Origin of the sequence: Limnothrix sp. FACHB-881, assembly GCF_014698135.1 — a bacterium.
Classification (GTDB): Bacteria; Cyanobacteriota; Cyanobacteriia; order CACIAM-69d; family CACIAM-69d; genus CACIAM-69d.
The window spans coordinates 107,709-123,423 of sequence record NZ_JACJSN010000002.1; the positions used below are offsets into that span (position 1 = coordinate 107,709).

The 15,715-nt window shown below is 50.9% G+C and carries 9 protein-coding genes; 4 read left to right on the forward strand and 5 right to left on the reverse strand.

All coding sequences use genetic code 11. The features are described 5' to 3' along the window. The first annotated feature begins 89 nt into the window (after positions 1 to 89). From H6G52_RS02940 to H6G52_RS02955, 4 genes are all read left to right on the forward strand, one after another. Positions 90 to 1,907: a hypothetical protein gene (locus tag H6G52_RS02940; RefSeq protein ID WP_190526324.1), complete on the forward strand. Its 1,818-nt coding sequence runs from the start codon at positions 90 to 92 to the stop codon at positions 1,905 to 1,907. After that, complete coding sequence (locus H6G52_RS02945) at positions 1,880 to 3,652, forward strand: hypothetical protein (protein WP_190526326.1); 1,773 nt, start codon at positions 1,880 to 1,882, stop codon at positions 3,650 to 3,652. The genes H6G52_RS02940 and H6G52_RS02945 overlap by 28 nt, the downstream gene beginning before the upstream one ends. 99 nt (positions 3,653 to 3,751) lie before the next feature. Further along, complete coding sequence (locus tag H6G52_RS02950) at positions 3,752 to 5,500, forward strand: glycosyltransferase family 39 protein (RefSeq protein WP_190526328.1); 1,749 nt, start codon at positions 3,752 to 3,754, stop codon at positions 5,498 to 5,500. 17 nt (positions 5,501 to 5,517) lie between these two features. Beyond that, entirely contained in the window at positions 5,518 to 6,297 is a 780-nt protein-coding gene (locus H6G52_RS02955; RefSeq protein ID WP_190526330.1) for a hypothetical protein, read from the forward strand. Here the strand turns inward: H6G52_RS02955 and H6G52_RS02960 are convergent. The 5 genes from H6G52_RS02960 to H6G52_RS02980 all read right to left on the reverse strand — a co-directional run bounded on the left by H6G52_RS02960 (position 6,294) and on the right by H6G52_RS02980 (position 15,706). After that, positions 6,294 to 6,815, reverse strand: coding sequence for an ankyrin repeat domain-containing protein (locus H6G52_RS02960; protein WP_190526332.1), 522 nt, complete (start codon positions 6,813 to 6,815; stop codon positions 6,294 to 6,296). The genes H6G52_RS02955 and H6G52_RS02960 overlap by 4 nt on opposite strands. 136 nt (positions 6,816 to 6,951) lie before the next feature. After that, positions 6,952 to 7,296: a four helix bundle protein gene (locus tag H6G52_RS02965; RefSeq protein WP_190526334.1), complete on the reverse strand. Its 345-nt coding sequence runs from the start codon at positions 7,294 to 7,296 to the stop codon at positions 6,952 to 6,954. Positions 7,297 to 7,415: 119 nt separating this feature from the next. Continuing rightward, entirely contained in the window at positions 7,416 to 11,636 is a 4,221-nt protein-coding gene (locus tag H6G52_RS18440) for a DUF559 domain-containing protein (protein WP_242026155.1), read from the reverse strand. A gap of 157 nt (positions 11,637 to 11,793) precedes the next feature. Continuing rightward, complete coding sequence (locus H6G52_RS02975; protein ID WP_190526336.1) at positions 11,794 to 12,273, reverse strand: DUF29 domain-containing protein; 480 nt, start codon at positions 12,271 to 12,273, stop codon at positions 11,794 to 11,796. A 64-nt stretch (positions 12,274 to 12,337) separates the two neighbouring features. Further along, positions 12,338 to 15,706: a helicase-related protein gene (locus H6G52_RS02980; RefSeq protein WP_190526338.1), complete on the reverse strand. Its 3,369-nt coding sequence runs from the start codon at positions 15,704 to 15,706 to the stop codon at positions 12,338 to 12,340. Between the last annotated feature and the right edge of the window lie 9 nt (positions 15,707 to 15,715).

Below are 15,715 nucleotides of genomic sequence, written 5' to 3' on the forward strand. Positions count from 1 at the left end.
TTGCAAACTGCGGGCCGCCGATCGGGAAATGTCCCCTAGCTAGCGGTTCTCCGGCGGTTTGGCAACGATTTTTCAGGGCAGGACAGCGCGTGCAACAGGAACCGGGCCATCACCCCCCTCAGGCCATTCAGGCATTTTGGGCACAAGTTTGGAGCGTTCTTTTTCAGCCGATCGCCCATGGGCGCGATCGACGGCTCTGGTTTTGGGGCGGCCTTTGCGGAGCCGTGGCCCTGGCCTATGGCGGGTTGGCCCTGCAACAGGCCCTGGCGGGCCCCTATGTGATCCAAGATGATGCCCGACAGCATGTGTTTTGGATGCGACGCTTTTGGGATCCAGAAGCCTTTCCCCAAGATCTGATTGCCGACTATTTCCAGTCCGTGGCCCCGGCGGGTTACCAATGGCTCTATGGCTTGGTGGCCAAGCTGGGGCTAGATCCTTTGCTGTTTAACAAATTTGTGCCCTTGGGGTTAAGTCTGCTGGCGGCGGTGGGAGCCTATGGCTTGGCGGTGACCCTCTGGCCGATTCCATTGGCGGCGGGGTTGAGTGGGCTGCTGGCGGTGCAGGCCCTGTGGCTGCGGGATGATTTGGTTTCCGGCACACCAGCGGCCTTTGCGGGGCCCCTGTTGCTGTGGGGGTTGTGGGCGATCGCCCGTCGGTGGTTAGGGGTGACGGTGGGGGCGATCGGGCTGCTGGCTTTGTTTTATCCGCAAGTGGCCCTGGTGCTGGGCGGCGCGTTAGGACTGCAATTGCTGCGATCGGGGCGATCGGTTGCTTGGCGCTGGCGGGCGGCCTGGGAACGCCCGGAGGTGCGGGTGGCCTTGGCGGGCTTGGGGGCGCTGGTGGTGACCATGGTTCCCTACCTGCTGCGCGATTCTCCCTTTGGGCCGGTGCTGTCCGTGGACGTGGCGCGAGCGATGCCCACCTTGGCCGATAAGGGTTGGTCTGCCTTTTTCACGCGGGATCCTTGGAACTATTGGGCCTGTGGCCAACGCAGTGGCTTTTTGCCCACCGAATGGTGTCGGATCATGGCCTTCCATTCGGTGCTGGTGTTGCCTTTGGGCGTTTGGTTTGGCCTGTTGTGGCCCCTGCTGTGGTGGCAGCGCGATCGCTTCCCCCTGGTGCGATCGGCCCAAGAAGCCTTGCCCCTGTTGGGCGATCTGTTGCTGTCCTCCGCGATCGGGTTCGGGGCGGCCCATGGGTTGCTCTTTAAATTGCACCTGCCCAATCGGTATGGGGAGCATTCGGTGCGGCTGGTGGCGGCGCTGGTGGCGGGTTTGGCGATCGCGGCGGTGCTGGAGCGGGCGGTGCAACGGCTGCGGCGGGGTGGCTCCCGGGCGATCGGGGCCGGGCTGGGGGCGGGCCTGTTGGTACTGTGGTTTGTGGCCTATCCAGCGGCTCTGACGGCTCAAAATTACGCCTTTCCGGTCACCAACTACGTGCCAGGCAATGCTCCGGGGCTTTACGCTTTTTTGCAACAACAACCGCGTGATACCTTGGTCGCTTCCTTGGCCCGTGAGGGGGATAATCTGCCCGCCTTTGCGGGGCGATCGATCTACGTGGGTGGCCAAGGCTATCTGCTGCCCTATCATCTGGGGTTTTATCAAGAACTGGTGCGGCGGCTCGATCGACTCGTGAGCGCCCAATTTGCCCCCAGTTGGGCCCCCATTCGCCGGTTTTTGGCGGAAACGGGCGTGGATTTTTGGTTAGTGGAGCGATCGAGCTTTCAGCGGGACTTTTTGGATAGTCGTCGGTTTCGCCAATTCAACATTGGTGCAGCCCCATTAGCCCAGCTTGATCGGGGCGAACAACCGGTTTTACCTAGCGCGATCGACCGTTGCGCCCAGTGGCAAGCGGGCGATTTGGCACTGTTGGAGGCGAAATGCTTAATGGCTGGCTCCGCGCCCTAGACCCAACCAGCCCCAGGGGCGATCGCGCGGGCCGCTGGGCCTTGGCGCTCAGTTTGGCCGTGGCGATCGGTTGTGCCCTGCCCGCCCTCTTTCAGGCCTTCAGCGGCCCCTACGTGGTGCAAGACGATGCTCGCCAACATGTGTTTTGGATGCAACGGTGGCTCCATCCCGATCGCTTCCCCAATGACCTGATGGCGGACTATTTCCAATCCGTGGCTCCCTGGGGATATCAAGGCCTCTATCGGTTGGGCAGCATCCTCGGCTTAGATCCGATGGTTTTCAATAAATTGCTGCCGATCGGCCTAGGAACCCTGACCACATTCTTGTGTTTTCAAGTGGTTTGGCAACTGTTGCCCGTGCCCTTGGCAGCCTTCAGCGCCTGCGTATTTTTAAATCAAAATTTATGGATTGCCGATGATCTCGTTTCCGGTGTACCCGTTGCCTTTATTTATCCCCTTTTCTTTTTATTTCTAAAGGGTTGGTTAGGGCGATCACCCTGGCAACTCTTCAGCGCCATCGGGCTTTTAGCCGGCTTCTATCCCCATGGCGTTTTATTAGGATCTTCTCTGATTGGTCTAGATTTAATTTGGCAAACTTGGCTAATTGCTCAGCGATCACTGTTCCAGGTGCGATCGCTACTGAAAACCCTATGGAATCAGCGTCAATTAGAACTCAGTTTGTTGATATTTTCAGGCTTAGTTCTATTGCCCTTCCTCGGAAAATCAAGTCAATACGGCCCGGTGCTAACTGCCGCTGAAGCCAAAACCTTTTGGGCCCAATTTTTCCAGGTGGAACCGGCTTGGGCCTATTGGCTCAAGCATCGACGCACGGGTCTGATTCCAATCGATTGGTGGGAAATTGACTTCGCCTTCCCGCAAATTATTTTGACCTTACTCTTTCCGATTTTGTGGTGGCAGCGCGATCGGTTTCCACTGGCCCAGGCCACGCGATCGAGCTTGGTCTTTGTGCCGCAGTTATTAATCGTTTCTGGTGCTTGGTTTACCGTTGCCCATCTCTTGCTCTTTCGGCTGCATTTGCCCAACCGCTACTCAGAACATTCCCTGCGCATTGTTGTAGCCATTTTGGGTGCGATCGCCCTGAGCTGGCTAGTGCAAAAGGCTTGGCAATGGGCAAAATCACGCCCGCCCAATGCAAAATTGAGCAATTCAAAAGCCAAAGGCTTAGTGTTGCTAATCACCGGTTTTTTGCTGATTTATCCCTTCACCTTTCCTGGTTTTCCCGCCACGCAATACGAAATTGGCAACCATCCCCAACTCTATGAATTTTTTCAGAACCAACCGGTTACCATTCGAATTGCTTCCACCACCCGTGAAACGGATAACTTGCCCAGTTTTGCCCAACGCTCCATTGTGGTCGGCCCCGGGTTCACCATGCGCTACCATCGTCGTTATGCCACAGAGCTATTGCAGCGGGCAACGGATTTAATTGTGGGTCAATATACCCCGAACCCCGATCGCCTACGGGAGATTTTGAACCGCTATTCAGTGGATTTTTGGTTGCTCGATCGGGCAGATTTTGACCCCAATCAGCTCCAAAAAATGGGCTGGGTGCGTTGGTTCCGCGCCAGCCCCCAAGAACCCCTAGCGATCGCCCATCGCCAAGCGATCGAACAATTACGGCGGGGCGAAGTGCCCGTGATGCAAACGCTGCTCGATCGTTGTCAGCAATTCACCGATCAATCGTTGGTTGTTCTGAATGGCAATTGCTTAAGATCGTCCCTTTAATCCCATGCATTCAGCCTGTCTGATCACGGCTTACTGATGAATTTCATTCATTCATTTGATTCACGCCCTTTATTCCATTGCAGATCAACTTCCCCAAAGATGATTAACCAAACAATTAGCCAAAAAATTCTGACAAGTTTGCAAAAGGGATTTCAAACCGGGTTCCAAAGTCCTCGCCAAGCTCCCCGCTGGACAATCTCCTTACCCCTCTTGGGTTTGATTTTGTTAAGTGGCGCGATCGCCCTCTATGGCATTAACTGGGGATTGCCAGACTGGAAAGGTTGGGCCGCCGATGAGCTAACGCCAGAACGGGTTTTAGAGGCGATCGATCAAAAATTTGCTAACGGTTGGCACTATAAATATCCACCCTTTCACTATTACTTACTGACCCTGCTCTATTCGCCCCTGTTGGTTCTGAAACAACTGGGCTGGGTTTCCTTTGAAGACCTGAAAACCTATAGCCTTTTGTTCTATCTCAATCGGCTACTTTGCGTGGTCATGGGCATGGGAACCATGGTCTTGATGGTGCGGTTGGGAGAAATGATTTTTGATCGCAAAACGGGCTGGCTAGCGGCCTTATCCATGGCCCTCACGCCCCTTTATGTCTACTATGCCAAAATTGCCAACTTAGATATTCCCGTTTTGTTTTGGTCGATCACCTTTTTAATTGTCTATGTGGAAATTCTGAACCATCATCGCTTTCGCGACTACATCATCGGCGCAGTTTTAGCCGCGATCGCCGTTTGTACCAAAGATCAGTTCTATGGATTTTGCATCCTCACGCCGTTCTTTGTGATTTGGCACTATTGGCAAAAACAACGGCTGAGCAATCCTCAATTCACCCTTTGGCAAGCGGTGCGCGATCGACGGGTGGGCTATGGCCTTGGTGCAGGGGTTGGAGCATTTTTAATTCTGCAAAATGCCCTCTTTAATTTCCAAGGGTTTATCGATCGATTCAACTTAATTCTGTACGGAGGAGCCAGCATTCGCCCTCGCTACGAAGAAAGTTTGCAAGGGCAGTGGGAAATGTTGGGCCAAAGTTTCGGGCATTTGCAATTTTCCTTTGGCTGGCCCCTTTGGTGGCTGGCTTGGGTCGGAATAGCGCTCTATGGCTGGCGATTGGTTCGATCGCTCCGAGGCCATTCCCAACCAAACCGCACCTCTCCTCATCCCACCGATCGGCAATGGTTGCCGCTCTATCTTTGGGTTCCCGGTATTTCCTATTACCTGTTTTATATCGCGCCTATTTTGTATAACGATGTGCGCTATTTAATGCCCTTAATGCCCCTCTTTGCCTTCTTCGCAGGTTCTGCCATGGCCCAGTTGAGCGATCGCCTGAAACCCTGGTTTTTTCCCGGTGCTTTCATCACCACCCTCGCCTTGATGTACAGCCTGGGTTATAGCTGGACAGTCAACAGTTTAATGACCCATGATTCGCGCTATTTTGTTGAAGAATGGATGCGATCACAAATTCCCGCAAATCAATTAATTCTGGAAGTGGGCATTGAGAAATATTTGCCCCGTACCACAGGATTCCAAGCCAAATTGCTTGAAGAACCGGATTTGGGCCAGGTGAGCGCCCTCAAACCCCAATGGATTATTGTCAGCAGTGGCTATGACCAACGCCGCTTTTTGCAAAATTCTCCAGGTCACCAATTTTTTGAGCAGTTACAATCGGGAAAGTTGGGCTACGAACTGGCGCTGCAATACCAAACCAAGCCCAAGTGGTATTGGTTCGATCGCCCCACGGTGACCTATCGACTGTTGGATGACATGAAAATTTATTCCAACTTCGACAAAATCGACCCTGAAATCACAATTTATCGATCGAATAAATCGACTGAATAAACCGCCAACTTTTAATCATGATGCCCTTCCTCGCCCTGCCCCGCGCTTCCCGTCGCCCTCGGATCTTCGCGTCCCTCCTGGCTCGTTCTGGGGTGGTGGGCTGGGGGTGCTTGGCCTGCTTGCTGATCGGCTGTGACAATGGGAACCGCAGCGACGCAGCAGTCACCACCGAAGCTCCGGCAGCCCCAGCGACCCAACCTGTGGCCTTAAACAGCGAGACCCCATCGGCTCCGGGAGCGGGCCAGTCGCCCACCGTGGATCGGGTGGCGGCGGTGGATGCGAATCGCGAAATCGCCAATGGTCGCCTGGGGCGGGTGCGGCTCGGCATGACCCTTGCCGAAGCCAAGCGGCTGATGGGGCCCAATGTGCGCTGGGAAAATGTGCCGAATCTGCTGGTGGACTTTGGCGGCATTGCGGCCAAGTCGGGATCGCAAACGCTGTTTTATATCATTTACGAAGCAGCAGGCGGAGCACCACGCGATCGCGACCCGATTTCCATGCTGATGACGGAGAACGCCGCCTACAAAACCGCCGAAGGAATTGGCCCCGGCAGCTCGATCGCCCAAGCCGAAGCGGTCTATGGCAAAGCCACCCTCAGTTTCAATTGGGACGATGAAGCGCGGGAATATGTCACATTTGCCAGCCAGCCGGTGGGTCTGATTTTTCGCACCCAAGGTCAGCCCAATGACTTCGATGGCAACTATCCCACCACCCAAGGCCAAAGCAACAGTTTTTACAGCACACAACGCTATCACCCCACCGCAGCCATCAAAGCCGTGTGGGTCGCTTCGCCCTAGGGTTCCGCGCTGGCCGCCAACTCCGAAAACCGCTTTGCTCCAGCCGCCCGCAAACGTTCCGCCCCCTCGGGCCAATCCATCAACCATGCCTGATCGAGATGGGTGAAGTCGGGGCCATAGTCACCGATTCGGTTGGGGTCGGCTCCGGCCGCCAACAAGCGGCCGATCGCGCCGGCCTGTCGCCAAGCCACGGCAAACCCAAGAGGCGTTTCTGAATCATCCGTGACGGCGTTGGGGTCGGCTCCCCGTCGCAACAGCAAATCGATCATCGGCAAGTCCCCTTCAACAACAACATTGAGCAGGGGCGTGCAGCCAAAGTTACCGGGCGGGCCATCCACGGGCGCGCCCCGATCGAGCAGCCAAGTCACCATCGATCGGTTGTGCCAAATGGCGTAGTCCAGCAACATGGCTTCGTTGGACTGGTAAAGCTCGGGATGTTTGCCCAACAACAATCGCAGCCGCCGCCGATTGCCGCGTTGAATGTAGCTATGTGCTCGACGAATAAGACCACGACCCATGGGCGATCGACCTGCTTTAAAAAGGGCAAAAGGCAAAAGGCAAAAGGGGAAAAGGCGAAAGGGGAAAAGGCGAAAGGGAAAAGAGCACAAAATGAATTTGCTCTTGTGTCATCGCTTACTTTTGCCCTTTTACTTTTTACTTTTTACTTGAAGTAATAATTGCTCCGATGATTTTCATAATTTCTGCTGCTTCAGATTGAAGAGTCATGATGCGATTTTCAGGAAGAATGTCTGTGGCGCTGAGTAATTTCAGCCAGTAGTGGGTTTCGCGAGCTTCTTTGAGAGCGATCGAGTTTTTGCTAATGAAATCCGCCTTACTCTGTCCTGCCTGCGCTTCTTCCAAATTAGCACCAATAGAAGTTCCAGAGCGAAGCAGTTGCTTGCTCAGTGTCCTACTTACTCCTGGCTTTTCATCCAGAAACTGACAGACTTTCACAATCCGCACCGCAAACTCAAATGCCCTCTCCCGAATATCTTTCATAGCAAAAGGTAAAAAGTAAAAGGTGAAAGTAATAGTAGATGCTTTGTCTTAATAACTAAACATCATCAAGCATAGTTTCCCTCTCGTTTCTCTCCTCTTCACTTTTTATTTTTGCCTTTTTACTTTTTACTTAACTCCCGGTAAGCATTAAGGGCGGCTTCTTTGACTGGCTCGGGGACGATCGGGAAGGTGCTGAGAATGTGGGTAAATTCTGCTTCGGTTAAGTCATACAGGTGGGCAATGATGCCATCGAGTTCGGCTCGCAATTTCGCGCGTTCTACCTCATCCGTCACCCCCACTATCTCTTCACTTTTACCTTTCGCCTTTTGCCTTTTTACTTCTTCCAGCAGGTCGTCAAATTCGGGTGTGGTGCAGATGAGTTTGGCGGCGCGTTCTACGATTTCGGTGAACCAACGATCGCCTTCTTGCAGGCGAGGAACCGGAAGTTGGTATATATAGAACATATTAATATTGGCTGATACCATTGAGCGTAGATAAGCATCCAAAACGAACGAATTAGCAATACTCAATACTGACAACATATCGCTTTTTGAAAGATTAGATTGGTACAGCGATAGAACAGAATTACCACAAAAAATATTACGTGGCATTAATCCAACGATTAAGGTTCGGATATCAGTATTTCGAGCAATTGCTCTCAGCCCTAAACGATAGCCTTGATAATCCAAATTTTGACCGTTATCAACCCCATTTTTTCCCACTAGCGCCTTGCGTCCTTCTCGCTCATCCACCCAGTAGCGCGGTTCAGCAAACTGATGGGTGAACTGGTGGATCATCTTACCTTCATAGAGGGGAAGCCGTCCCAGCCCTGGTTCAGGCTTGAATAAATAACTATCATCAGTCATGTGAAATTCGCGTTTTAGAGTTAAGTTCCACTTATTCTCAATCTTTTCGCCTAGGAGAGGAAATCGCAGCATTTTTTTGGCAATATCGATATCAATTGCCTGCTTAAACTCCATCACCGACAACGAATCGGGGGAGAGTTTGCGAATTAAATCTACGTCTAAAATAATGTCATTGGGAGTAGGAAATTCTGCCAGCTCTGCCACATCATGACGCATAAACCGTACAGGAAAGGCTTGAGTTACTCCACCTTTCCCAAAGCTCAAAATTACAAATTTAAATCGACTATCCACGCCTTCAAAAATGGCCTTGCGGTTCTCAAAGCAAAATAGACTCGTTACTTCTGTTTGCGAAAAAAGCATCTCTCGCAGTTGTTTTGTACCTAAGTCAGTATAGATACCACTAGGGATGACAATTCCACATTCACCACCATTTCGCAGAAGGTTATAGCACCGTTCAACGAAAAGCTTATAGAGATTAATATCAGTAGTTTTGGATTTTTTTCCATCAATATAAGATGTTTGATTTCTGTATTCGTCACTATTACGAAAGTATAGGTTGACGTGGGGAAATTGACTCTGATACTCATTCCAGGCTTGGGCAACTTCTGGATCTTGTAAAAGCCTCTTCTGCTCCTTTTCAAATGCCTTGATATCCATTTTCTTTTTGGTTACAAGGTCACTGTGATTAGCGAAAAATTCCTTAGCATTCGGTTTGAAAATTTCCCACGGCGGATTCGCAATAATCGCATCAAACCCACCCCGCGCAAACACCCGATCAAAATGGTAGCCCCAGTGAAACGGCTCCAGCGCATCGATATCCGCAATCGTCAACAGCCGCTTTTGGGGTTTACCCACCAACTGAGCCTGCTCATACTTAATCCCCAACCGCTGGCTAAACTCATCCAACAACAATTGATTCAGCTTCGCTTGAGATTCCCGATTAAGCTTGTCGATGTGGTCGCGCAATTGCAACAGGCGAGTTTCCTGCGGTAATTCCGAATCCGCCTGTTGGAAAGCATGTTTTTTGTAGAGCGCAATACTGCGGTTTTTGTCCTCCAAAATTCGCTGATACTCCGAAGCCGCCAACCCTTGCAGCAAATTGCCCTGCACCGCCGTCGGCCCCAACAAGTTAATTTGCGTCGGGTCAACCCCGCCGCCCCTTTGCCCTTTACCTTTTTCCTTTTGACTTAAGCGATCGAACCCTTCCCCATCCACTCGAATCAAACCAATCAGCGAATTGCCCGCCATAATATTGAAATCAATATTCGGCAACGGTTCCAAATCATTAACCGTTTTTGCCGAAGAAACCAACGCCAAAAATAGCCGCAACTTCGCAATTTCCGTCGCCTCCTCCATGATGTCCACACCATAGAGATTGTCCGTAATAATCCGTTTTTTGATGTAGTAGTCAAGGGATGGATGCTTGGCAGCTTCCTGCAACCATTGAGTAATGCTTGCCCTCACCCCCAGCCCCTCTCCCAAGGAGGGAGAGGGGGGTAAGAATTCAGCGCGAATCTGTGATAGAACTGTGGATAAATCTTGTTCTACAGAGTTGCTGCTAACACGAACAAATCGTAATCCCAAGGACTCAAGTAACTGTTGACGCTGTTGATCCGCTTCTTGCTGATTTTGATGCACACCACCGTCAACTTCTACCACTAAGCGCTCTTGAGCACAGAAAAAATCAACAATAAAAGCGCCTATTGGTTGCTGACGTTTAAACTTACGTCCATCTAATTTACGTCCGCGTAATGCCTGCCATAAGATGGCTTCACTGGCTGTAGGTTCTTTACGAAATTGGCGAGCAACTTCCCTCATCCGTTGTCTCAATACTGAGGAAATTTCCCAGTACATTTCCGCCTCTTGTCCCCCTTCTCCCTCCTTGGGAGAAGGGGCTAGGGGATGAGGGTTAGTTTCCGCCATGAGACCCTCACCCCCAGCCCCTCTCCCAGGACGGGAGAGGGGAGCCGGAGCGCCCTTGGCACGAACCTCTTGTCCCCCTTCTCCCCCCTTGGGAGAAGGGGCCAGGGGATGAGGGTCTTCTAATAACAACTTAGCCCTTGTAACGACCCGTTGATAAATCCCAATCAACGTTTTCATCGCCGCCACCAAAAAGGCCCCCGATCCACAGGCCGGATCGAGCAGCGTCAGAGTTGGCAAAATTTCATTTAGTAGGCGATCGCATTGGGTAGCATCTAATGTTTCAAGGAGCGATGAAAGACCCTCACCCCCAACCCCTCTCCCAGGGTGGGAGAGGGGAGCCGGAGCGCCGACGGCAATCGATTCTTGTCCCCCTTCTCCCGTTTTGGGAGAAGGGGCTAGGGGATGAGGGCTTTCTGATGGGGCAAGGCGATCGAGCACCAATTTGTTGATCGTGCGATCGCAAAGATACTCGGTGATTTCCGGCCGGGTGTAGTACGCCCCAAATTCTTTTTGGTTAATGTATTTCTCGAAAATATAGCCCAACACATCGGGGTTAATTTCCAGCGGGTCTTTTTCGGGGCGATCGTCCAAATGCCAAGAATAGCGAGAAAACAGATCGAAAACCTGCGAAAAGGCACGATCATCAATCTGAATTTGAGCATATTTCTGCTCAATGGTATGGCGTAAAAACAAGCCCCCATTCAGATAACAAATCTTGCCTAACCGTTTCTGAATCTCTGGATCACGTAGATATTCTGGCTCCGCAAACCCAACAAAAAACAACTCCTTGAGAAACTCATAAAAATTTCTCCCTTCCCGCTGGCAAAGTTGCAGTTTATGTTGCAAATACAGCGCATCTTGATTATCTAGGAAGTAGCGCCGCTGCAAGAAATAGATGAACATTAACCGATTCAGCAAAACCGACGCATACCAACGGCGATCGCCCTCCGAATCGATTCCCTCGATCGCTAAACAAAACGTCTGGTGCAACCCCTCAAAATCCTGAAAGAATTGCTTCGTCACCCGCTCAACATCAAACCCCTGCTTCACCTTTTGGGCAACATCCACATGGGTCAGATTGCCTTCTTCCTTGAAATCGACAATCAGCGCCTCTAGCTTTTGCAGCAAGGTTTCCGGGTTTTGGCTCACCTTATAAGAATGCGATCGCACTGCCCTTGTCGATGTCACCGTCTCTGCACTTTTACCTTTTCCCTTTTTACTTTTGCCTTGCTTAATTTCTGGCTTCAGCCACAACCATTCCTGCTGCGTTTTGCTCTCATCCCCAAACACCAACAGGTGGGATTTACTATAGTCCGTTAATTGTCGATCGAGCTTGACCCGAATTGGACGCGCCGGAATTTCTGGCGTAATGCACTTAAAGACCGTAAAGCCGCGCTTTTGGGCAAGGGAAACCACCTCAAAATATTCGCCATCCACCTCAAAGGGAAGCATGACGCGATCGACCGTATCCCAGCCCAGTTCTTCAATGAACAGAGACTCAAAATCAAACGTTTGGAGATACTTTTGAGCGCGTTGGCGATGGAGCGGCATAGCCTTGTAACTCAGGTCGGGTTTAAATCAACCGGAAAGTCAGGATCAAACAGTTGCTCGGAGCTGTAGGGACAATCTTCAGGTAGATCTGCGTAATCTAAAGGGGTCTCCTTAACCACCAAGTCTAGCCCAGAAAAGATTAGAGGGCATCTTTGTTTTATTCGGATTCTACAGATTCTTCGGGTGCTTCTAGCCACATATCATGATTTAACATTGGCTCGATCGAGCGATCGTAGGGCCATTCTGCCGGGAAAGAAGTTTTTGGATATTCCTTCCGCGTATTTTTCAGAGCAATTTGCCAAGCCTTATCAAAGCTGAGTTCCCATCGACCACTGAGGCTAGGAACAGCATCCAGCAAAACTTCTAGCTCTCCTCGCTGCGTTCGAATTGTTCGCTCCCATCCGTTATAGTCATGGGGCAAGTTGACATATAACCGCTTCAACAGATGTTCTAATAAAACAATCAGGCGGCTAATCAGCTCCTTTTTTTGCGAAATTCCCAATGCTTCTACCTCTTCAATCAAATGTTCAAGATCGAGGTGATCGAAGTCCCTCGCCCTCAGTTTGGCAACCGTATCTTCTGCCCACAGCAAAATATCTTGGTCGTAGAGAAGGTTGAGATTTTGAGTTGGGAACATTGGTGAATCTCCTTGAGAATATCCAACAATTTAATGCTCTTCAGCCTACCGGTCTTACTCTAAGCTAACCCCTAAATAATCCCATCGAGCAGATAATCCGTGCCCCGTCTCGACGTTCATCTAGATTGATGACACAGAGCGCGTCATGCTCTCGCAGGAATATCACCAGTTTTGCCAACTGCTCATCACTAATTCCCGCCTTGAGTTCTCGATTCAGACGCGCGATCGCATTTTGCTTCAAGGGATATTGGTTAATTTCCTCGATCGCTCGTTCCAGACTTTCCCATTCTGTCCCCGTTGCCAGGATGGGTGCTGTTTCGCGGACATGCTGGGTATAGGCCATCAGGCGATCGTAAGTCCGAGATGCCGCGCTGCGCTTATTGCCCAGCGTTCCCGCCACAGTCTTGGTCTGCTCAGCAATCAGCTCCGATCCGCGTGTTACTAAATCATGGTGCTGAGGATGACGAGGCAAAGACGGCGTATCAATGCTGCACCGAGCCATCCGTAAAATTCGCATTTGCGACTGCGTGACGCTGTTGCCGTCTTTGTCCACCCACGCCAGCGCATCAGTACCGCTATCGGTGCGGAGGTAAAGCAAAACGCCCTCTGGGTCGGCTCCCGTTGGTTCATGCTCACGGGTGGCATAGGCCACGTCGGGCAGTTTTTCAATCATGCCCTTGAGCGCCGGGTTTGCCTCGATCGCACTTTGCCAAATCTGCAACGCCTCCGAGGTTAAATCCACCTCCCCTTCATCAACTTCATCCAACACGCCCGATCGCTCATTGTAGAGATTGAGCAGCATCTCCTGCGCTTTTTCATCCTCAAAAAACGCCTCATCCGTGCCCACAACTTCTTGGTTTTGATTGAGGCGATCGCGCAGCCGTCCCCGCAAGTTAATCAGCCGCTCCACGCCCTCCGCAGGCAAAAACGAATAGCAAAGAATCTCTTCCGCCTGTTGCCCAATCCGATCGACCCGACCCGCCCGCTGAATCAGCCGAATAATCGCCCAAGGCAAATCGTAATTCAGAATGATGGCGCAATCTTGCAGGTTCTGCCCCTCACTCAACACATCTGTTGCTACCAATACCCGCAATTGCTCAGTTTCTGGAATCTCTTTTTGATTACTAATCGGACTAAATCGCCAAGCCAGAGCCGTCGGGTCAGCCGATTGTCCCGTTGCCAAGCCCACTTGCTGAATGCCCAAATCTGCGAGCGCCCTTGCCAAATATCGTGCCGTATCCGCAAACTGCGTGAAAATCAGCACTTTTTCAGTCGGATGTTGTTGCTGTAATAACGCCACCAGCGCCTTTAGCTTGCCATCCAACGCTGGGTTCCAATTCCCCGCCAGTTGCAAAATTCCGATCAAAGCGGTGGCATCTTGCTGCAGGTTTTGCCGCAACTGGGGACGAAACAGATCAGCACGAATCCACTTAAATCGACGGGAATATTGCTCTCGATATAAACGATAAATCTCTGCGGCTCGTTGAGTAAAGTTCTGCTGTGGATCAATATCTTCTTCATCCAAAGTGTCAGACAGATCCTCAGCGGTTTCCCAGTCCTGACTCAAGGGCAAATCTTCATCATCACCCACTTCATCCAGTAGTGCAGCATCCTGAGCACCAATGGGTAGGGGAAGATCGTGATTAATTGCATGGAGATACACATAATTTCGCAAAATATGCCGCTCTAACGACTGAATAAAAGCAGCCCCACTACTCTCCAATCGCTTAAACAAATTCGTGCGACAGAATCCCATTAATCGCTGACCCGCATGGGAAAGATTCGCCAATAGTTTTTGTTCTTCATCCGTGGCTCGTTTTTTGGGTTTAGGGTCTTGATAAATACCCAGCCCATACCGAGGCAAACTTAGGTCATTAATCACATCCACCACGCGATCGCTATACAACCTTGCGTAGGGATCACGCTGCGGTTGGTCGATCATAAATCGCACTGTCCGAGGACGACGGATTGGTAAATACGATCGCCGCCCATCGGCAAATTCCAGATAGAATCGTTCGCCATCCTGTTTGGCATAGGTATTTTTGATGAAACTGCGCGTCCGCCGCACCATATAGCGACTCATCAACTGTTGCCAATCTTCGGGTTCTGGACTCTGCTCAAAGGCCAACAGCGATCGTACTGGACTGGTGCTATGTTTGCGGCGAAACTGCATCTCACCGCCAATACTGCGAATATAGGCTTCCGGCTTAATTCCTAAATCCGCATCGGGTCGTAGGAATAACTGTAACTGCGCTGACAAGTCTAGATAGGTTTTGTTATAGGGCGTTGCTGTCAGCAAAATACAGCGACTACCACTCTGTTCGATATAGTCTTTAATGGCTTGATAACGCCTGCCATCCTTATTTCGCAGGTTGTGGCTTTCATCAATCAAAACCAACCGAAACCGTGCCGGAATATTGGGCAGTTCTTGAATCGCACGGCTAATTGGAACTACCTTGCCCCTTAAGCCATAACGATCAATATAACCCTGCCACATTCTTTCTAGATTCTTCGGGCAGATAATCAGCGTACTCGTGCCATAGTCTTCTTCACAAAGATGGGCGATCGCGGTTCCTACTAAGGTTTTACCCAGCCCTACTACATCGCCAATAATCACCCCATTTCGTTTGCTGACATGGTGTGCCGCAATTTGGACTGCCGCTTCTTGAAATGGCAGCAGTCCAAAACTGGCCGGAGCGCGGTATTGACTCAACCCATCCCGCGCCTCTTGGGACAGGTGATAGGCCATTTTTAGATAGACAAAATAGGGTTTGAGCGATCGTCCCGCCCAACTTTCGTCGATAATTTCCGCTAACTGCTCCGTAATATCGACACAAAAGCGATCATCCCAACGATCAACAAACCACCGCTCCAACTTACTCGTATCATCGCGATCAACCACTTCCACATTTAGCTCACCCTGAGATCTCAGCCCCGATAAAGTCAGGTTGCTACTGCCCACGTAGCTGATAATGGGCGTGGCGCGATCGTGGCGATAAATTAAATACAGCTTGGCATGGAGAGCATTTCGTAAAAATAGCTTGACCTGTAGTTTTCCAGTTAATAACTGTCGCCGTAATCGCTGTAAACCCTCCTCATCAGCCGCACTGGGCGCACCGTAGGTCAACTGCTGCCGAAACTCTTGCGCCATAAAGGTTTGTAGTCGAATTGTCTGCCCTTGGTCAATTCGCTCTGGCTCTACTCCGATCGCTAATGCTCGCCGTAGCTCTTCTTTCGGCAAACGGTACATCCCCACCAGCAATCGACAAGTTTTCCCTTCCCCTCCCTCAAATTGCTCAATATCAGAATCAATTTGTCGCCATCCCCGCAAGTTGAAATAACCCACACAAAAATCAGCACGGTAGGCTTGCTTCAGATAATGCTGCAACTCAGGTAGGATCGGTTGCTCGATATTGTCATAAATACTAGACATCGATTTTAT